The organism is Komagataeibacter europaeus (assembly GCF_002173515.1).
Classification (GTDB): domain Bacteria; phylum Pseudomonadota; class Alphaproteobacteria; order Acetobacterales; family Acetobacteraceae; genus Komagataeibacter; species Komagataeibacter europaeus.
Genome location: NZ_CP021467.1, coordinates 2,748,863 through 2,768,470, shown reverse-complemented (window position 1 = coordinate 2,768,470; position 19,608 = coordinate 2,748,863). Strand labels below are relative to the sequence as shown.

20 protein-coding genes and 1 tRNA gene are annotated in these 19,608 nt (G+C 63.9%); 8 read left to right on the top strand and 13 right to left on the bottom strand.

Annotated elements, in window-relative coordinates:
* Positions 1-89: 89 nt before the first annotated feature.
* The 4 genes from S101446_RS12790 (at position 90) to S101446_RS12775 (ending at position 3,853) form a co-directional block, all read left to right on the top strand.
* On the top strand, positions 90-911 hold the full coding sequence (locus tag S101446_RS12790; RefSeq protein ID WP_025439632.1) for an inositol monophosphatase family protein: 822 nt from the start codon (positions 90-92) through the stop codon (positions 909-911).
* Positions 912-982: 71 nt separating this feature from the next.
* Positions 983-1,804 (top strand): OmpA family protein, encoded by an 822-nt coding sequence (locus S101446_RS12785; RefSeq protein WP_087608510.1) that lies wholly within the window; start codon positions 983-985, stop codon positions 1,802-1,804.
* A gap of 12 nt (positions 1,805-1,816) precedes the next feature.
* Positions 1,817-2,863, top strand: a complete 1,047-nt coding sequence (locus S101446_RS12780; RefSeq protein ID WP_010510152.1) for a hypothetical protein — start codon at positions 1,817-1,819, stop codon at positions 2,861-2,863.
* Positions 2,864-2,890: 27 nt separating this feature from the next.
* Complete coding sequence (locus S101446_RS12775) at positions 2,891-3,853, top strand: peptidoglycan -binding protein (RefSeq protein ID WP_087608509.1); 963 nt, start codon at positions 2,891-2,893, stop codon at positions 3,851-3,853.
* A 215-nt stretch (positions 3,854-4,068) separates the two neighbouring features.
* Here the strand turns inward: S101446_RS12775 and S101446_RS12770 are convergent, their stop codons facing one another.
* From S101446_RS12770 to S101446_RS12760, 3 genes are all read right to left on the bottom strand, one after another.
* Positions 4,069-4,677, bottom strand: coding sequence for a tetratricopeptide repeat protein (locus S101446_RS12770; RefSeq protein ID WP_019086584.1), 609 nt, complete (start codon positions 4,675-4,677; stop codon positions 4,069-4,071).
* Positions 4,678-4,777: 100 nt separating this feature from the next.
* Positions 4,778-4,903 (bottom strand): type B 50S ribosomal protein L36, encoded by a 126-nt coding sequence (ykgO, locus tag S101446_RS12765; protein ID WP_003617324.1) that lies wholly within the window; start codon positions 4,901-4,903, stop codon positions 4,778-4,780.
* 98 nt (positions 4,904-5,001) lie between these two features.
* A complete protein-coding gene (locus S101446_RS12760) occupies positions 5,002-5,937 on the bottom strand; it encodes a hydrogen peroxide-inducible genes activator (protein ID WP_087608508.1) in 936 nt (311 codons plus the stop codon).
* A 126-nt stretch (positions 5,938-6,063) separates the two neighbouring features.
* Between S101446_RS12760 and S101446_RS12755 the strand changes: the two genes are divergently transcribed.
* The 4 genes from S101446_RS12755 to S101446_RS12740 all read left to right on the top strand — a co-directional run bounded on the left by S101446_RS12755 (position 6,064) and on the right by S101446_RS12740 (position 8,728).
* The gene (locus tag S101446_RS12755) at positions 6,064-6,606 is read left to right on the top strand and encodes a peroxiredoxin (RefSeq protein WP_019086581.1); all 543 of its coding nucleotides are present in this window, start codon (positions 6,064-6,066) and stop codon (positions 6,604-6,606) included.
* Between the two features lie 132 nt (positions 6,607-6,738).
* Positions 6,739-7,266 carry a carboxymuconolactone decarboxylase family protein gene (locus tag S101446_RS12750; RefSeq protein WP_087608507.1) on the top strand — a complete coding sequence of 176 codons (528 nt, stop codon included), beginning with the start codon at positions 6,739-6,741 and terminating at the stop codon, positions 7,264-7,266.
* Positions 7,267-7,403: 137 nt separating this feature from the next.
* A tRNA-Asp gene (locus tag S101446_RS12745) sits at positions 7,404-7,480 on the top strand.
* Positions 7,481-7,630: 150 nt separating this feature from the next.
* Complete coding sequence (locus S101446_RS12740; RefSeq protein ID WP_048852438.1) at positions 7,631-8,728, top strand: NADH:flavin oxidoreductase/NADH oxidase; 1,098 nt, start codon at positions 7,631-7,633, stop codon at positions 8,726-8,728.
* Positions 8,729-8,825: 97 nt separating this feature from the next.
* Here the strand turns inward: S101446_RS12740 and S101446_RS12735 are convergent, their stop codons facing one another.
* From S101446_RS12735 to S101446_RS12690, 10 genes are all read right to left on the bottom strand, one after another.
* Positions 8,826-9,647, bottom strand: coding sequence for a fructosamine kinase family protein (locus tag S101446_RS12735; protein WP_087608506.1), 822 nt, complete (start codon positions 9,645-9,647; stop codon positions 8,826-8,828).
* Positions 9,644-10,120 (bottom strand): low molecular weight protein-tyrosine-phosphatase, encoded by a 477-nt coding sequence (locus tag S101446_RS12730; RefSeq protein WP_087608505.1) that lies wholly within the window; start codon positions 10,118-10,120, stop codon positions 9,644-9,646. The genes S101446_RS12735 and S101446_RS12730 overlap by 4 nt, the downstream gene beginning before the upstream one ends.
* Positions 10,121-10,687 carry a gluconokinase gene (locus tag S101446_RS12725; RefSeq protein ID WP_010510136.1) on the bottom strand — a complete coding sequence of 189 codons (567 nt, stop codon included), beginning with the start codon at positions 10,685-10,687 and terminating at the stop codon, positions 10,121-10,123. It abuts the gene before it with no gap.
* Complete coding sequence (gene rpiA / locus S101446_RS12720; RefSeq protein WP_010510134.1) at positions 10,684-11,388, bottom strand: ribose-5-phosphate isomerase RpiA; 705 nt, start codon at positions 11,386-11,388, stop codon at positions 10,684-10,686. Before rpiA ends, S101446_RS12725 begins: the two co-directional genes overlap by 4 nt.
* A gap of 96 nt (positions 11,389-11,484) precedes the next feature.
* The gene (pgl, locus tag S101446_RS12715; RefSeq protein WP_087608504.1) at positions 11,485-12,234 is read right to left on the bottom strand and encodes a 6-phosphogluconolactonase; all 750 of its coding nucleotides are present in this window, start codon (positions 12,232-12,234) and stop codon (positions 11,485-11,487) included.
* On the bottom strand, positions 12,227-13,057 hold the full coding sequence (locus S101446_RS12710) for a Cof-type HAD-IIB family hydrolase (RefSeq protein ID WP_087608503.1): 831 nt from the start codon (positions 13,055-13,057) through the stop codon (positions 12,227-12,229). The genes pgl and S101446_RS12710 overlap by 8 nt, the downstream gene beginning before the upstream one ends.
* Before the next feature lie 27 nt (positions 13,058-13,084).
* Positions 13,085-13,921: a Cof-type HAD-IIB family hydrolase gene (locus S101446_RS12705; RefSeq protein ID WP_087608502.1), complete on the bottom strand. Its 837-nt coding sequence runs from the start codon at positions 13,919-13,921 to the stop codon at positions 13,085-13,087.
* On the bottom strand, positions 13,918-15,447 hold the full coding sequence (zwf, locus tag S101446_RS12700; protein ID WP_087608501.1) for a glucose-6-phosphate dehydrogenase: 1,530 nt from the start codon (positions 15,445-15,447) through the stop codon (positions 13,918-13,920). The genes S101446_RS12705 and zwf overlap by 4 nt, the downstream gene beginning before the upstream one ends.
* Positions 15,448-15,596: 149 nt before the next feature.
* Positions 15,597-16,595, bottom strand: coding sequence for a phosphogluconate dehydrogenase (NAD(+)-dependent, decarboxylating) (gene gnd, locus S101446_RS12695; protein WP_087608500.1), 999 nt, complete (start codon positions 16,593-16,595; stop codon positions 15,597-15,599).
* A gap of 118 nt (positions 16,596-16,713) precedes the next feature.
* On the bottom strand, positions 16,714-19,572 hold the full coding sequence (locus S101446_RS12690) for a bifunctional transaldolase/phosoglucose isomerase (RefSeq protein ID WP_087608499.1): 2,859 nt from the start codon (positions 19,570-19,572) through the stop codon (positions 16,714-16,716).
* Positions 19,573-19,608 lie beyond the last annotated feature (36 nt).

Here is a 19,608-nt window from a genome sequence, read left to right as displayed (position 1 = left end):
GGGATGTCTCCATCCCGCGCGGGCCGGTCTTCCAGACCCCCGACCATCCGTTCCACCGCACGAACCAGACAGGACCGATCACCGTGGCAATGCGACTCTCTCCCCATATGACGGTGATGCAGAACGCTGCCCAGAAGGCCGCACGCCGTCTTCTGCGTGACTTCAACGAAGTCGAGCAGCTTCAGGTCAGCATCAAGGGCCCGGGCGATTTCGTGTCGCAGGCCGACCTGCGGGCCGAAACCGCCATCCGCGAGGAACTGGCGCGCGCCCGCCCCGGCTATGCCTTCCTGATGGAGGAAAGCGGCGCCTCGGGGAACGAAGGGTGGACGTGGCGCTGGATTGTCGATCCGCTGGATGGCACGACCAACTTCCTGCACGGCATCCCGCACTGGGCCATTTCCATCGGCCTGCAGCGCCGCCTGCCCGATGGCACGATCGAGATCGTGGCGGGCCTGGTGTACAACCCCGCCGCCAACGAGATGTTCTGGGCGGAAAAGGGCGTGGGCGCATTCCTCAATGACCGCCGCCTGCGCGTCTCCGCGCGCCGGTCGATGAACGAGGCCCTGTTCGCGACCGGTATCCCGTTTGCCAAGGTTTCGGCCCGCAATCGCCTGTCGTTTGCGCGCACGCTGGGCGCGCTCATGCCGCAGGTTGCCGGTATCCGCCGATTCGGTGCGGCGGCGCTCGACCTCGCATGGGTCGCGGCGGGACGTTATGACGGCTACTGGGAAATGGGCATCAAGCCGTGGGACTGTGCGGCCGGCATCCTGCTGGTGCGGGAAGCGGGTGGCTATGCCACCGATCCCGAAGGCGTTGACCTCAATGACCTTGGCGCATCCATCGACGCGGTGGCGGGCAATCCGCAACTGCATGGGCCACTGCGCGAACTGGTGGCCAGCAGCATCGCCTGATGCCTGCGGGCGTGGTGTGGCCCGTTTGCCGATTGCGCCCCCGCCCGTCGCCCGGTAGCCTGCCGGGCACGATGCGATACATATCCCCCCCTTTCCGCCGCCGGTCCCTGCGTGGGCTGATCGTGCTGGGTGCCGCGGCCGTCGGGCTGTCCGCCCCCATTGCGGGCGCCCATGCGCAGGTTACGACCAGCAGGAACGCGCTTGACGCGCTGGGCGCGCCACGACGCCCCGCCATGCTGCCCGATGGCGGCAGCATGTCCGCCTCCCCCACCGGCACCACGACCAGCAGCACGGCGGGCAACGGCAACCCGGCCGTCGGGGGCACCGGCGACCGTGCCGCCGGGGACATTCCCGGCAGCCACGCCCCCGCCACGGCCATTGCGTCGCCCGCCGCCATCGCGTCCCTGCCGCCGGTCGCAGCCAGACCGCCCGACAACCCCGTGCTGCGCCCGCCGGAACTGCATGTGCCGCTGCATCCCTTCCCCATGCCCCCCGAAGTCAAGGCCGACCCGCAGGCAAGGGGCCGGGCGGAACGGATTGCCGGCGGCACGCGCCTGCACTTCGCCCCGCAGTCGGCGGAGATGAATTCCCGCATGATCGCGGCGCTGCAAACATTTGCCACAGTCATGCAGAAACTGCCTGACCAGCACATCAGCATCGCAGCCTATGGCGAAGGCCGCGCCGATGATCCATCCACACCCCGCCGTATTGCGCTGTCGCGCGGGCTTGCGGCGCGTTCGGTGCTGCTGCACGCCGGCATTGCGCCCACGCGCATCTATGTCCGCGCGGTGGGCCTGCCGGATGAAAATGCACACGGCGCCGGAACGGATTGTATTGACGTCACCCGTTCGGGTGTGGTGGCCTCGAATACTACAGGCTCACCTTCGCGTTAAGGAAACCACTGCGTGACACGACCGACGACCTATCTTGTCCGGGTTCTGCTGTTTCTTCTGGCTGTCGGGGTTGTCGCAGCCCTGCTTTCCTCCACCCTGTATCAGGCCTTCTGCAACAATCCCTACCTTGATGGCCTGATCATCGGCATCCTGCTGCTGGGCATCGGGTGGAACATCTCCATGATCCTGCGGCTGATCCCCGAAGTACGCTGGGTCAATATCCTGCGCCACCCGCGCGAAGGCCTGACCACGCCGCCGCCGCCGCGCCTGCTGGCGCCCATGGCCTCCATGCTGGCCACCCATGACAAGGGACGCAGGCTGACCCTGTCCGCGCCGGTCATGCAGTCCCTGCTGGACAGCCTGTCGGCGCGTCTGGACGAAGGGCGTGAACTGTCACGCTACCTGACGGGCCTGCTGATCTTCCTTGGCCTGCTGGGCACGTTCTATGGCCTGCTGCTGACGGTTGGCTCCATTGCCGACGTGATCGGCAACATGTCGGTCGGCAGCGGGGACACCACCGTCATGTTCGACCAGCTCAAATCCGGGCTGGCCGGCCCGCTGCATGGCATGGGCACCGCGTTTTCGGGGTCCATGTTCGGGCTGGCGGGCGCGCTGGTGCTTGGCTTCCTGGACCTTACGGCGGGACAGGCGCAGACGCGCTTCTTCAACGAACTGGAGGAATGGCTGGCCACCATCACCCGTCTTTCGGCAGGCGGGCTGCAGGTTGGCGGCAATGACGCCAGCATTCCGGCCTATGTGCAGGCGCTTTTGGAGCACACGGCCGAAAACATGGAAAAACTCCAGATCCTTCTGGCCCGCAGCGAGGAAACCCGCGCACAGGAACAGCGTCTGCTGACCGCGCTGAACGACCGCCTGGCGCAACTGGCGGACAGCCGGGGCGAGGAACACCTGCAGGGCATCGAATCCCTGCTGGCCCGCCTGGTGCAGGAATCCGCGGCGGGACGGGAGCAGATCGCAACCGATATCCGCAACGACCTGCGCCTGCTTGCACGCACCATCGCCGCAAGCGCCCCGGGAACGAACCACTCCGCTTCCTGACCGTATCCCAAGGCTGAGGTTCATCCCATGGCGCGCCGTTCCCGTCGCTCGATCCGTTCCGAACTGAATGCATGGCCCGGCTATGTTGACGCGCTGTCGACGCTGCTGATGGTCATCATCTTCGTGCTGCTTGTTTTCGTGCTGGGACAGGCCTTCCTGTCCGTCACGCTGAACAAGCGCCAGCAGGCCCTTGACCAGCTTGAACGCGAGGTGGCGAAGCTGGGGCAGATGCTCTCCCTCGAAAAAAGCCATACGACCGCCCTGCAGGGCGAGGTCGCCAGCCTGCACAAGGCGCATGATGCCGACGTGGCCACCGCGACGTCGCTGACCGCACAGCTGAACCAGCAGACCAGTGAACGCGACAGCGCGCAGGCCCACGCCACGGCGCTCGATGACCAGGTGGCGCAGCTTCGCGCCCAGCTTGCCGCCATCAGTGCCGCACTGGAAGTGACCGAGAACGAGGTGCGTGACCGCGACCAGAAAATCAGCAACCTGGGCATGCAGCTGAATGTGGCACTGGCGAAAAAGGTCGAGCAGTTGCAGCAGTACCGTTCCGAATTCTTCGGTCGCCTGCGCAGCGTGATGCAGGACCACAAGGGCATACAGATCGTCGGCGACCGTTTCGTATTCCAGAGCGAGGTACTGTTCCCCGTTGGCAGCGCCGAGCTTTCACCGGAAGGGGAGGCGGAAATCAAGGTACTGGCCAAAACCCTGCGTCAGGTCGCAGCCCAGATCCCGCCGGATGTCCCATGGATCCTGCGCGTGGATGGCCACGCCGACCGCCAGCCGATCCACACCGCCTTCCCCAGCAACTGGGAACTGTCATCCGCGCGCGCCATCACGGTGGTCAAGCTGCTGATTGCCGAAGGGATCGACCCGCACCATCTGGCCGCGACCGGCTTTTCCGATTACCAGCCACTGGACCACGGCACGACAGCCGAAGCCTTAGCCCACAACCGGCGCATCGAATTCCGCCTGACGGATCGCTGATCCACCACGGACGACATGTGGCGACAGGCAGCCCCACGCGGCCTGTCGCTGCGTTATCGTATCAGGAAGTGGGACAGGAAAACGCGGCCATTGCCTGATGCCCTGGCGCCGCCTGACAGAAAATAATCAAGGTTCCCGGGTGCTGCCTTCTTTCAGAAAAGGCGGCATTCCCCGAAGCCTCCTGAAAAAAGCTTCGCCAAAAAAACCTTATATGGTCAGGTCGGTTGCCCGAAGGCTTTCAGGCGCAGGCGTTCTGTTTCATGGGTCGCGTCGGGAATGGTGGGATCAAGCTGCATCACATGCTGCCATGCCTTCCATGCCGCCTGCCAGTCGCCACGCTGCTCCTCGGTATCCTCAAGGATCTTCCACGCGGTCACGTCGCGCCCGTCATGATGCAGCGCTACCCCAAGGTCCGCCACCGCGCCATCGGGATTGCCCGCCGCCAGACGGGCCTGCGCGCGGCTACGCCACAGCACTTCGACATCCGGTTGCAAAAGCAGGGCGTCGTCCATGTCCTGCACCGCATCCAGCGGGCGCTGGGCATCAAGGTCATCCTGCGCGCGCTTGAGCAGCAGGTTGGTGGTGGGGGCAAGGTCCTTCTGGCGTATCTGCTCGATCCGGGTCAGCAGGTCACGCGCCCCACGGGCGTTTGACGCATGGGCCAGTTCGGTTTCCAGATCATCCAGCGATGGCTCGGCCTCCGCCTTTCCGGCGTGGGCATGATTGCCCACGGCGGCCGGTCCGGCATGCTGGTCCACCCCGTGCGGCGGCAGGGCGGCATGGGCCTGCGGGCCATTGCCCAGCAGGCCTGCCACCACAACCATGGGTACGCACGAAAAGCCACGAAAGCAGGTTTTCAAAAACCTGCCTGCGCAGCTTCGCGGCTGTTCAAAGATGAACCTGACGGTCAAGGCCGTCCGGCAATCAGCCCTGACGGGCCTTCATGCGGGGGTTCTTCTTGTTGATGACGTAGACCTTGCCACGGCGACGGACCACACGGCAGTCCTTGTCCCGAACCTTGGCCGACTTCAGGCTGTTTCTGATTTTCATGATCCGACCCTCGACTAACGGCGGAATACCGCCAAAGAGGCGCCCGAATACCCCTGCCTGCGCCAAGAGTCAACTGGTGGACCGGATTCTGGCGTCATTTACAGGGGTAAAATCGTATCTGTGATCGAATCCGGCACGAAAAACGGGGCGATGGTCTGGAAATCGGCGGTGCGGGGTGAACGGGGCCGCCACGCCAGCCCGATGGTACGCCAGGCCTGCGCGCCGGTCACCGGGCGCACCACCACGTCCTGTCCCGCCATCAGCGGGGATTCGACCGCAAGCCGGGGCAGCAGCGCAAGACCCATGCCCGCCGCGACCATTTCCACCATGGTGTACAGCGAACTGACGGCGCATTCCGCCTCGTCCTCCGGCTGGGTCCAGCCCCGGACCTGCCGGCACATGGCCAGTGTCTGGTCACGCAGGCAGTGCCCGTCCTCCAGCAGGATCATCCGTTCGCGCACGATGCTGCGCACCGGCACATCGGGCAGATGCGCCAGCGGATGGTTGCGCGGCATGACCACCATGAAGGGATCGCGCCACAGGGGCAGCGTCTCGCTATCGGCGCAGTCGCACGGCATGGCCAGCAGCACGAGATCCAGCCTGCCTGCCGCCAGCTTTTCCATCACGTTATGGGTCACGTCCTCATTCAGTGACAGGCGCAACTGCGGATAGGCGGCAGGCAGCCTGCGCACCAGCGTGGGCATGACAAACGGGCCAATGGTGGGAATGACGCCCAGGCGCAGCGGGCCGCTCATCGGTTCGCGTGAGGCCAGGGCCACGTCCAGCACGCCCTGCAATGCCTCCAGCGCGGCGCGGGCGCGCACGACCACCTTGTCCCCCAGCGGCGTGAACACGACCTTCTTGCCCACGTCACGATCAAGCAGCCTGACATCCATCTGGCGTTCCAGGGCCAGTATTCCGGCGGACAGCGTGGACTGTGTCACCGCGCAGGCCTTTGCCGCCCGGCCGAAATGACGCAGTTCGGCAAGGGTGACGAGATAACGCAGCTGCTGTGCGGAGGGCATCGGAAGCATCGATAATTCCGATCATGCATATGTAAATTATTCAATGGCATGATAGCATCACTCCCGGCATAGATACAGCCTGCGGGGCGGCGCGCCCGTCCCGGCCATATATAACCCCAACAGGAGATCACCCTGATGCTGACAGTCGGTGACAAGTTTCCCACCTTCAACCTGAGCGCCGTTCCCGGTGGCCCCGAAGGCCTCAAGGGCGATTTCGTCCAGATCACGGACGAATCCGACAAAGGCAAGTGGAAGGTCGTCTTCTTCTGGCCGCTGGACTTCACCTTTGTCTGCCCGACCGAAATCGTGGCGTTCGGCAAGCTGGCCGGTGAGTTCAAGGACCGTGACGCGGTGGTTTACGGCGTGTCGATCGACAGCGCGTTCGTGCACCTGAACTGGCGCCTGAACCATGCCGAACTGAAGAACCTTGAAATCCCCATGCTGTCCGACATCAAGCGCGAGCTGATCGAAAGCTGTGGCGTGATGGCCGAGCAGGCGGGCGCCGCGCTGCGCGCAACCTTCATCGTGGACCCGCAGGGCATCATCCGCCATGTCAGCGTCAATGACCTGTCGGTTGGCCGCAACCCGCAGGAAGTCCTGCGCATCCTTGACGGCCTGCAGAGCGATGAGCTGTGCCCGTGCAACTGGAAAAAGGGCGACGCCTTCATCAAGGCCTGATCGCCGCACGACCGGCCGCCCCCGCATCGCGCGGGGCGGCCACGCCGCCTGTCCCGATCCCTGCCCCTCCCGCAGGGATCGGGACAGGTGGCGCACCACCATTACCCCACAGGCACCATACGGAACCCGCCCATGTCCATCGACTCCCTCAAGGCCGCCCTTCCCGATTACGCCAAGGACCTGAAGCTGAACCTCGGCGCCCTTGCCAACGACTTCGTGCTGACGCCGCAGCAGCTGGGCGGCACGTTCATCGCGTCCGCCATCGCGTCGCGCAATCCGGCGGTAACGCACGCCCTGGTGGCGGAATATGGCCCGAAGATGACGCCCGAGGCCCTGCAGGCCGCGCGTTCGGCTGCCGCCATCATGGGCATGAACAATGTCTATTACCGTTTCGTGCATCTGGTCGGTGGCGATTATGGAAAGATGCCCGCCCGCCTGCGCATGAACATCATTGCCAACCCCGGCGTGGACAAGGCGGATTTCGAACTGTGGGCCATGGCGGTGTCCGCCATCAACGGCTGTGGCCTGTGCATGGAAAGCCACGAACGACAGCTGCGTGAAGCCGGCGTCACGACCGAGCAGATCCAGGCCGCCGTGCGCGTCGCCGCGACCGTGCATGGCGTGGCCGTGACGCTGGATGGCGTGGAAATCCCCGCCTGATCCGTCCCCATTCCCACAAAACGCCATGACATTCATGTTCATGGCGTTTTTTTTTGCCTGCCCTGTTGCCATGACGGGGCCAGCCTGTTATTTGCCCTTTCACCGAACGGTTGCAGCCCCACGGGGCAGTAACGGATGCGGGTGTAGCTCAGTTGGTTAGAGCGCCGGCCTGTCACGCCGGAGGTCGCGGGTTCGAGCCCCGTCACTCGCGCCACTTTACGGTGCATTCTCCCCTGAAAACCTGTTGCACAACCGGCTCTGGCTGAAACCTGTCCTGCCGTTTCAGCATGCCCGCACGTGTTGCCTCATGCCGTCAACATGCCCAGTCTGTGGCCAGATTCCCGCATGACGGAGCCCAACGGCCATGACCGACCTCTTTTCCCCCTATGCGCTCAAGGGCGAGACCCTGCGCAACCGTATCGCCGTGTCCCCCATGTGCCAGTACATGGCACGCGATGGCATGGTGAATGACTGGCACACCGTGCATTACCCCACCCTGGCCCGTGGCGGCAGCGGCCTGGTTGTGGTGGAAGCCACCGCCGTCTCGCCCGAAGGGCGCATCACGCCGGGCTGCCTTGGGCTGTGGAATGACGCGCAGGCCGAAGCCTTCCGCCCGCTGGTGCATGCAATACGCGACGCGGGCGCCGTGCCCGGCATCCAGATCGCCCATGCGGGCCGCAAGGCCAGCGCCAACCGCCCGTGGGAAGGCGACGACCACATCGCCGCCGATGACCCACGCGGATGGGAGACCATCGCCCCGTCCGCCATTGCCTTTGGCGCCAGCCTGCCCAAGGTGCCGCGCGCCATGACCATGGCGGACATCACCCGCGTGCGGCAGGATTTCGTGGCGGCGGCGGTACGTGCGCGTGACGTGGGGTTTGGCTGGCTCATGCTACATTTCGCCCATGGCTATCTGGGGCAGAGTTTCCTTTCCCCCCATTCCAACCAGCGTGATGACAATTATGGCGGCAGCCTTGAAAACCGTGCCCGCTTTCTGGTGGAAACCCTGCGCGACGTACGGACCGTCTGGCCTGAGGACCGCCCCCTGAGCGCCCGTCTGGGCATGATCGAATTCGACGGTCAGGACGAACAGACGCTGCACGACGCCATTGCGGTCGCGAAGGTCTTTCGCGAATCGGGTCTGGACTTCCTTGATGTCAGCATCGGCTTTTCAACGCCCACGGCGAAGATTCCCTGGGGTCCGGCCTTCATGGCCCCGGTCGCGCAGCGTGTACGGCGCGAAACCGGCCTGCCGGTCGCCACAAGCTGGTACCTGGGCGCCGCCCCAGCCATTGACGGACTGGTGCGTGAGGAAAAGATCGACCTTGCGATGATTGGTCGCCCCTTCCTTGAAAACCCCCACTGGCCATATGCGGCGGCGCGGGCACTGGGGCGTGAGGACGCAGCATGGATTCTGCCTGCGCCCTATGCCCACTGGCTGGCACGCTACCGTTCCGCCTGATTGATGAACAGGAAACGTTTTTGGTTAAGCTTTTTGCAAAAAGCTTCAAAGAACGCCGCCTTTTTTAAAAAAGGCGGCGCCCAAAAGCTTTTACTATTCAATACACCCCGGCATCATTCAGGTACTGCGCCACCATGGGCCGGTAGGTCGCGCCAAACAGACGCAGGTGAACCAGTGCGGTCCACAGGCGGTAAATGGCGAAACGGACTTCATGGCCGCGCACCAGCCCGCCATGGCGGGCATAAAATCCCGCAGGCGGCTGGCTGAACACACCCGGCGTGGCAAGGTCCACCTCGGCATGGCCATAATAGCAGCACGGATCAATCAGGCCCGTTACATGCCGGTCCGACACCAGCACGTTCCCACCCCACAGATCACCATGCAGCAGGCTGGGCGCAGGGGTCGCAGGCAGCAGGTCAGGCAGGCGGCGCATCAGGGTTTCAAGCTGGCGGGCCAGGTCGACGGGCACATGCGCCAGATGCACGCCGATACGGCGCCGCGCCCAGAAATCAGGCCATGTCTCCGTCCAGTCATTGCACACCTTTACGGCGCCAAAGGCATGGTCTCCGGACCAGCCATAACGGACACCGTCCCCATCGGGCCGCCCCGTATGCGCAAGGGACAGCACGCGCGCCAGATCATCCCAGCATCGGGACAGGCGGCCATCGGCGGGCAGGTATTGCAGCACCAGCGCATCTTCATCCACCGCCAGCACATCGGGCACGGGCGCGCCCGTCTGACCAAGGGTGCGCAGCATGACGGCTTCGGCCACCGGGTCCGGGCCATGCTTGACCACGACCCTGCGCCCATCATTGAGATAGACCAGCAGCACCTCCGCCACGTCGCCACCAGGTAACGGGTGCCAGTTCCATAAACCCGCCCCCAGCAGGGCGGCGCCATGCCGGGCAAGGCGCGTCATGAGGCATCGCGCTGCAGTTTTTCCACCAGCGCCGCAGCACCCGCCGTGACATCGCGCCATGTGGTGTCGAACCCGCTGGCGTCCCCGTAGTACGGGTCGGCCACGGCATGGCCCCCACGCCCCGGCACATGGTCCAGCAACAGGGAAACCTGCGCCCGGCTTCCCGCCGGCTTCATGGCCATCAGATGCGCAAGGTTGGCATGGTCCAGTGCGATGACGTGGGTAAAACGGTCGAAATCCACCGCCGTCACCACGCGCGCGCGGTAACGGGTAATGTCGATGCCATGCCGGCGGGCAACAGCGCAGGCCCGCCGGTCGGGCGGCGCACCCGCATGCCAGTCGCCCGTGCCTGCCGAATCGACCGCAACCGACAGCCCCGCCCGGTCGGCAGCCGCGCGGAATGCGGCCTCCGCCAGGGGGGAGCGACAGATATTGCCCATGCAGACAAACAGGACCGCAGGCATATCAGCCATCTATCCCCTTTCGGGGGTGCGTTCGGGAAAACGCTGCCGCAGCAGGCCGATGGTCTCGGCAATCAGGTCGGCAGGGGTTTCTTCCAGATGCACGACAAGCGGGTGTTCATCAGCCGTTGGCGGTTCCAGCGTGGCAAGCTGGCTGGGCAGCAGGCTGGGCGGCATGTAGTGCCCGCGCCGACGCTGCAGGCGTTCGGCCAGCACATCCTCGGGGATTTCCAGATAGACGAACACGATATCCGCCGCCCCGTCCGCGCGCAGCAGGTCACGGTACGACCGCTTGAGCGCGGAACAGGTCAGGATCCCCCCCTGCCCCGACGCCACACGGCCCAGCAGCCACTTATGACAGGCCTGCAGCCATGGCAGGCGGTCCGCATCGGTCAGGGGAATGCCCGCCGCCATCTTTTCCACATTGACGCGCGGGTGCAGCATGTCACCTTCCTGATAGGGCCAGCCCAGCAGGTTGTGCAGCCCTTCCGCCAGTGTCGTCTTGCCGCAGCCCGATACCCCCATGATAACCAGGACCAGCGGCCGGATGCCCTGGTCCTGCAACTCCCGCCCGGTCATGCCGCAACCAGCTTCTGCAGCCCCGTGGCAGTCGCCACGATCACTTCGGATGTGCGGCCGATGAACAGACCGGTCTCAATCACGCCAACCACCTGCGCCAGTTGCGCCTGCAACTGCGCGGAATCGGCGATTTCGCCAAAATGACAGTCAAGGATCATGTTGCCCCCGTCGGTTACGAACACGTTGCCGCTGCGGTCCATACGCTGGGTGATACGCGCGCCCAGCGCCTCAAGCTGCCGGGCTGTGGAAGTCCAGCCGAAGGTCGCGACCTCCACCGGGACGGGCACGCGTGCGCCCAGACGGTCCACCAGCTTGCTGTCATCCACAACAACCACGAATTTGCGTGATGCGGCAGCCACGATCTTTTCACGAAACAGCGCGCCCCCAAGCCCCTTGATCAGGTTGAGCGAACCGCGTTCGACCTCATCCGCGCCATCAATGTCGATGTCGATCTGCGGGTGCGTAGCAAACGTCACCAGCCTGATCCCGTGCGAGCGCGCCTGCTCGGCCGAGCGTTCGGACGTGGGAATGGCGCAGAAGCGCAGCCCCTCCGCCCAGCGACGACCGAGTTCCTCGATCATGAAGGCCGATGTGCTGCCTGAACCAAGGCCAACCACCATGCCTTCCCTGACCATGTCCGCGGCCTCGATCGCCGCCTTGCGCTTCAGTTCTGCCCGTGGGTCCGCGTTCTGGGTGGACATGCGCTGCTTCCTCTCCTGCGGGGCATCCCGCCGCCGGGTGCCCCGTCGTTTTTATTGAACCGTGATCCGTATCGCATAAACACGATACTGTGGCACTTATTGTCCCGCAGCCGCCTTGTCCATAAGCCAGATGAGTTCGCCCTCGGTCGTGATGTGGCTGGCGGGTTCCGCCGGGTCGCCGGCGCGCACCCTGCCAAAGGCCTCGCGCTTGGCTGGCCCGGCCAGCATGAACACCACATGGCGGCTGGAATGAATGGCGGGATAGGTCAGCGTCAGGCGCGTATGCGGCGCGTCATCGGGCACGCAGGTCGAAACCCACAGCTTTTTCTCCCGAAGCACCGGCTGGCGCGGGAACAGCGACGCGGTATGCCCGTTATCGCCCAGGCCCAGCATCACCACGTCAAACAGCGGGCGGCCGGGTTCCAGCACCGTGCCGCCGTATACCTTTTCCAGTTCCGCCTGGTATTGCGCCGCCGCCTGCGCCGGGTCGCCCGACGTCGGCATGGGGTGCACGTTGGCGGGGGGCACCGGCACATGGGCCAGCATTTCGCTCTCGACCATGTTGTAGTTGCTGGCCGGGTCGCTGTCGGGCACGAAGCGTTCATCGCCAAAGAAGAACTGCGTGTTCGCCCACGGGAAACGGTCGCGGTATTCATCCGACGCCAGGATCTGGTACAGCCGCTTGGGCGTCGACCCGCCCGAAAGCGCGATCACGAACGGGCCGCCCTTTTTCGCCAGCGCCTGTTCCGTCAGCCATTTCGCCATGTACTGCGCAATGGCTTCGGCATCGGGCAGGACCACCATCGCGCCCGTTTTCACGTCATGTCCACCTGTCATGTCACGCATCTCCCAGCACGAATTTCTCGATCCCGTTGGCGAACCCTTCCTCCTCGCACGATGTCGAGACATGGGTCGCCTGCTTCTGCACCTCGGGGCTGGCCTGCCCCATGGCGATGGACATGCCGCTCTTGCGGAACATCAGCACGTCATTGGGCTGGTCGCCCAGTGTCACCATCTGGCTGGCGGGAATGCCCAGCAGGCGTTCGAGCGCCATCACCACGCCGCCCTTGTTGGCGTCCCTGTTGGTCACGTCCACATAGTACGGCTGTGACAGGGCGGCGGACGCCGTATCGCCCAGTGCCTGCTGCAGGTCGTGCTCGAGGCGCTTCATCAGGGCCAGGTCATCGCTGACGCCGGTGATCTTGACCACCTGGTCCAGCTTTGCTTCCACATTGCCCACCACGGGCGGGAACCTGACCGTCCACTGTTCGCGCGCGACATGCGGGGCGTCGAGTTTCGAGACGATCCAGTCATTGCCGTTATAGACCCACGGATCGGCCCCGTGGTCGCGGATGATGCCGATCACCCTGCGCGCCGTATCGGCTGGCAGCGTGCGGGCCTCGATCACGGTGAAATCGGGCCTGACCATCATCCCGCCGTTGAAACCCGCGATCGGTTCGGAAATCTTCAGCGGGTCAATGACCATCTTCATGCCCTTGGGCGGGCGGCCGCTGGTGATGGTGAACAGGATACCGCGTTCACGCAGGCGTTCGACAGCCCGGATCGCGCGGGGTGTCAGGATCTTGTCCTTCGTGACCAGGGTGCCATCCACATCGGCCAGAACCAGTCTGATCTGGCTGGCTGGCGTTCCGGCTGCGTCCTGGGGCATGGTGCCTCTCCCTTCTGTGCCGCGCGCCTATGCACGGGGCAGTACAAAACTTTCCATGGCGAAAGCCCACCCGTCCTGCGTATTGGACCGCGTCACGAAACGGGCATGGGCCTTCACATTATCGGGCGCGTTGCCCATGGCGATGCTGACCCCGGCTTCCTTCAGCATGGGGATATCGTTGTTCATATCCCCGATACACGCTGTATTCCGGATATCAATATCCAGCAGTTTTGCCAGTTCTTTTGCCGCATAGCCCTTGTTCGCCTGCGGATGCGTAATATCAAGGTAAATGGGCGAAGACCGGTGTACGCTCGCCTTGCCAGCCAGCAGGTCCGCAAGCGCGCGTTCCACCCCCGGCAGGGTGGCGGGATCGGCCGAAACCCCCATGATCTTGCCCACATTTTCATAATGTCCGGCAAAATCGTCCACCTGGATCGGGGTGGTCAGCACCACGTCGCGTTCATGATGGACCTGCGGCGTGTCATCACGGCGCACAAGCCAGTCATGGCCGATGAACAGCCATGGCTCGACCCCGTGGGCAATCAGGAATTCAACCGCCGTCCGGGCCGTTTCCGGATCAAGGGACAGCCGTTCGCGGATCGTGCCGTCAGGGTCACAGATCAGCCCGCCATTCAGACCCGCAATGGGGGTATCGATGCGCAGTTCCCTGACAAACTGCATCATGCCCCGTGGCGCGCGGCTACTGACCAGGCTCAGTTTGATGCCGGCTTTGCGCACATCATCCGCCGCCTGCCGCGCGGCGGGGGTCAGCCTGCGTTCCGGGGTAATCAGGGTCCCGTCAATATCGGATACGACAAGGCGGACGCCCCCTGCAGGGGTAACGGGTGGGGTCATGGGCATCATCCAATCTTCAGCCAGTGGCGGTGGTCACGGGCCAGCAGGGCGTCGGCCGCTTCCGGCCCCTCGCTGCCAGCCGCATAGAAATCAAGGCTGCGTGCATCCTGCCCCCAGTCCAGCACCGGCTGCACGGCGCGCCATCCGGCCTCGATATTATCCGCGCGCTGGAACAGGGTGGCGTCCCCGATCATGCAGTCATAGATCAGGGTTTCATACCCGGTGCTGGGTCCTTCGCTGAACCATTCGGCATAATCGAATTTCATCCGCACACCACCCAGCCGCACCGACGGGCCGGGAATCTTGGCCGAAAACTGCATGGTGACCCCCTCGGTCGGCTGGATATGGATGACCATGATGTTGGGGGCCAGCTTTTCCACCGGCGTATCGCGAAACAGCGCATAGGGGGCCGATTTGAAGTGGATGGCGATTTCGGTCTTGCGCGCGGCCAGGCGCTTGCCCGTGCGGACATAGAACGGCACCCCGGCCCAGCGCCAGTTATCGATCTGGAACTTCATCGCCATGTAGGTCTCGGTCAGGGAATGGGGGTCAACACCGGGTTCCTGCCGGTAGCCGGGCACTTCCTTTCCCCCCACCACACCCGGCGCGTACTGCCCGCGCACCACGTCCTGCGGCAGGAGGGGGTGGATGGCGTCCAGCACCTTGGTCTTTTCATTGCGCACGGCATCGGCATCGAATGAAATGGGCGCTTCCATCGCCGTCATGGCCAGAAGCTGCATGACGTGATTGGGCACCATGTCGCGCAGGGCGCCGGTGCCTTCGTAAAACTTCGCGCGCTGTTCCACGCCCACCGTCTCGGCAGCGGTGATCTGGACGTGATCGATATTCTGGCGGTTCCACAGGGGTTCGAAAAACCCGTTGGAAAACCGCAGGGCAAGGATGTTCTGGACCGTTTCCTTGCCCAGGTAATGGTCAATGCGGTAGATCTGCTGTTCCGTCAGCGTATGCAGCAGCCGTTCGTTCAGCGCCACGGCGGAAGGCAGGTCGTTGCCGAAGGGCTTTTCCACGATGACGCGGCGGAAGGTATGCCGCCCCTCGCGCACCAGTCCCGCTTCCCCCAGCCGGTCCACGATGGGGCCAAAGAAACGGGCGGCCACGGCAAGGTAGAAAATGCAGTTCTGGTCGCCCACGACCGCGGCGATGTCCTGATAGGTCTGCATGGATTCGAAGTCGCCGCGCACGTAGCGGATGCGCGGCTGCATCCATGCCCATATGTCCTCACGCAATGTCACGGCTTCCGCACCCCGGCGGGCGGCGAAATCCTCCAGCGCCGCACGGACATTGCGCTGTAGCTGCGCATCGGTCAGTTCGGCGCGGTCAACCGCCACGACGCTGAAACCGTCATCCAGCAGCCCGGCGCAGGCAAGATTGTATATGGCGGGCAGCAGAAGGCGGCGCGTCAGGTCACCCCCACCGCCAAAGATGACAAACGATCCCGGCGGGCTGCGCCGGGGGGCGGCTTCATGCCCGGTATCGCCAACCTGTGATACCGCCAAGGCAATGATGTTTTCCATTGTACTGCTGTTCCTGGACTGTTTCCGCCTGTATTCCTCCCCGGCTGTTCCGGTTGCAGTCATTGAGCGCTGTCGTTTGTTCCAGGAACAGCCGGGACCCGGAATGCGTAGCACCCCGGCATCCCATCAGTTACCAGCCGTGGGTCGGGTCAGTTATTCGTACCCTCGATGTGACCGCCAAAGCCGAAGCGCATGGCGGACAGCATCTTTTCGGCAAAGTTGTTGCCCGTGCGCGAACGGAAGCGCGTGAACAGCGATGCGGTGATGACGGGCACCGGCACGGCTTCCTCGATCGCGGCCTCGATCGTCCAGCGGCCTTCGCCGGAATCGGCCACGTCGCCCTTGTAGTTCGACAGGTCGGGGTTGCCCGCCAGCGCGCTGGCCGACAGGTCCAGCAGCCACGACGACACCACGCTGCCACGGCGCCAGACTTCGGCAATGTCCGCCATGTTCAGCTCGAAACGCTGGTCTTCGGGCAGTTCGGTCGAATTCTTGGACTTCATCACGTCAAAGCCTTCGGCGAAGGCCTGCATGATGCCGTATTCGATGCCGTTATGGACCATCTTCACGAAATGGCCGGACCCGGCGGGACCGCAATGCAGGTAGCCCTGTTCCGCGCGCGGGTCGAAACCCGGCTTGTCACGGTTCGGCGTGCGCGGGATATCGCCAATTCCCGGTGCAAGGGCGGACAGGATGGGATCGATGTAGTCGGTGGCGTCCTTGGTGCCGCCGTACATCATGCAGTAGCCGCGTTCCAGTCCCCACACGCCGCCCGATGTGCCGACATCAATGTAGTGGATGCCCTTTTTCATCAGTTCGGCGGCGCGGCGGATGTCGTCCTTGTAGAAGGAATTGCCGCCATCGATCACGATGTCGTCCTTGCCCAGCAGGCCGCCCAGTTCCTGCACCGCCGCTTCGGTCACCTTGCCCGCGGGCAGCATCAGCCAGACCACCTTGCGGCCGGACAGCTTGCCCACCATGTCCGCAAGCCCGGTGGCGGGGGTACAGCGCTTGCCTTCGGCCTGACCACACACCTTTGCCGTGACCGTGGGATCACGGTCAAAGGCCACCACGTCATGACCATGACGGGTCAGGCGGATGGAAATGTTGCCGCCCATCTTGCCAAGGCCAACAATACCAATCTGCATAATCAAAAAACTCCTGGAAGAGGGATGGGGCCATAGTCCTACCGTCCTGGCGGTCATTACCCAATGACCCCAATCAAAAAACCCGCCCCTTCGCCAGAAGGGACGGGCCAGCATGCGGTCAGACCGCGCGGGCGATATCCTGCCCGAGTTTTTCAAGGCCAGCCTTCAGCTCACCATGGATGTGGACACGCAGCACGCGACGGCCGCGTTCGGCCAGCACTTCCATGTCGCCACGCGCCTGTGCTTCCTTGACAATGCTGAAGGTGTATTTCTCACCCGGCACCGGCAGGTTGACCTCATCATCACACGTGATCTGCAGGAACACGCCCGTGTCGGGCCCACCCTTGTAGGCCTGTCCGGTGGAATGCTGGAAACGGGGGCCGAATTCGGCGGCCGTGGCCAGCTTCAGCGCGTCACGCAGGTCAAGGCGTACCTTCTGGATCCATTCACGCGTCCATGTATCACGGTCGATATAGGCCAGCAGGGCAACATAGTCGCCTGCCTTGCCACGGGCGAAATGGGCCTTGAGGATCGCTTCCGCCGTCTTGCCGCCACCCAGCGCCGACGCGTTCTTCGGATCGGCATAGAAAGCGAACGGGCCGTCCTTGGCGAACGGTTCGTACGGCGGCAGCCTGCCGGTTTCGTTATAGGCGGTGGTGATCTTCTTGGTCTCGATCTTCGATTCCTCGACATCGGGCTGGTTGAACGGGTTGATCCCGATCACCGCGCCGGCGACGGCGGTCGCGAATTCCCAGCGGAAGAATTCTTCCAGCACCTGGCGGCGTTCATGCAGTTCGATGGTGACGACCGGCTCACCCGCCTCAACCAGCGCGGCAAAGGCCGCGTCCTGCTTCGGGCACGGATCCTCGGCCAGACGCAGGTATGTAAACACCCGGTCCCTGCCATACACGCCCGGCTTGCCGATGGTTTCATCATCGATGGGGATCAGGCCGCGGCCATCCTTGCCGGTCGATTCCGCAATCAGCTGTTCCAGCCATGCGCCCATGTCGTAAATGCCGGGGGACGCGATGATGGTCACCTTGTCACGCCCGAAATCACGCGCGGCAACCCCCAGCACGGCCCCCAGCACCACGCCGGGATTCTGCACGGGCGGAACGGATGCGGCGCAGGACTTCTCGCCACGCTGTGCGGATTCCAGCAGCAGCTTCAGCGGCAGGCCCGCGACGGCGGCAGGCACCATGCCGAAATCGGACAGCACGGAATACCGACCGCCGATCTGCTTTTCACCGTAGAAAATCTTCCAGAAACCGTCCTTCTTCGCCACGTCTTCCATGTGCGAGCCCGGATCGGTCACGGTAATGAAGTGCGAGCCGACCTTGTCGCCCAGCACCTTTTTCGCCTGATCGAAGAAATAGGCCTTGAGGATGTTCGGCTCCAGCGTGCCGCCGGACTTGGACGAGACGATGAACAGCGTCTTGCTGATATCGATCTTCTTCTCGAAATCACGCACCTGCTGCGGGTCCGTGCTGTCGAGCACGTACAGGTGCGGGAAGCCTTCATGCTTGCCGAATGTCTGCGCCAGTACTTCGGGACCAAGGCTGGAACCACCCATGCCCAGCAGCAGCGCGTCACGGAAGCCGCGAGCCTTCACCTCCGCCTGGAAATTCTCGAATTTCGACAGGGCGGCCACCTGGTCATCGGTGATGTCCAGCCATTTCAGCCAGCTTGCCTCGTCCTTGCCGGTCCACAGGGTTGCGTCCTTGTCCCATATGCGGCGGACATTGCCGTCCTTGCGCCATGTCTCCAGTTCCGCATCGACCGCCTTCTGCAGGTCGGCAGGCAGCCTGAGCGCGGTGGAGGTCACCTTCTTGCCAAGGAACGCCGCCTGCTTGGCCGCAACCGACCCCAGCAGGTCATCAAACGCATCAGCGAAGGAGGCAACGCCTTCATCCACCAGCACCTTCGTGACACCGTCAAGGTCAAGGCCAAGGCGCTGGGCTTCGGCCATCACCTTCTTCGCGCCCTCGATATCCTGCGTCAGGGTGGGGGCCACCTTGCCGTGGTCACGGAAGGCGTCGAATGTCGCGGGGGGAATGGTGTTGACGGTTTCGGGACCGATCAGGCCATCCACGTACAGCACGTCGCTGAAGGACTTGTCCTTCGTGCCCGTGCTGGCCCACAGCAGGCGCTGCGGCTTGGCGCCGGCGTCGGCCAGCTTTTTCCACCGTGCGCTGGCCGTCACGTCCTTCCAGTGTTCGTACGCCATCTTGGCGTTGGCGATCGCGACCTTGCCACGCAGCGCCTTGAGCGCCGCACTGTCCCTGTCGCCCTTCGCCACGCGGTCATCGATTTCCTTGTCGATCTTCACGTCGATGCGGCTGACGAAGAAGGACGCGACACTGGCGATGTCCTTGACGCTTTCGCCACGGCCAAGGCGGTCCTCAAGCCCGGTAATGTAGGCTTCCAGCACCTTCTTGTAGGCATCGATCGAGAACAGCAGGGTGACGTTGATGCTCAGCCCTTCGGCAATGGCGGCGCGCACGGCGGGCACGCCTTCTTCAGTGCCGGGAATCTTGATCATGAGGTTGCGGGCGCCAACCGCCTTCCACAGGCGCAGCGCCTCATGCAGCGTGCCCTTGGTGTCACGCGCCAGATAGGGCGAGACCTCAAGGCTGACATAACCGTCCACGCCCTTCGTCTGTTCATAGACCGGATACAGCACCCGGGCCGCGGCCCGGATATCGTCCACGGCCAGCAGTTCGTACAGCGCGCCCGCGTCAATCACCTGGTGCGCCAGCACCGAACGGATCTGGGCATCGTAATCCGTGCCCTGCCCCATGGCCTTCTGGAAGATGGCGGGGTTGGAGGTCACGCCCTTCAGCCCGTCTTCATCCACCAGCTTCTTCAGGCTGCCATTTTCGGTATAGGAACGCTGGATGAAGTCCAGCCATGGGGACTGACCATAGCGGGCCAGTTCCTTTAACGGATTTTCGCTACCAGAGTCTTGCGCACTCATGCCGTGCATCCTTTGCCTGCGGCAGCGCGGGCAGGT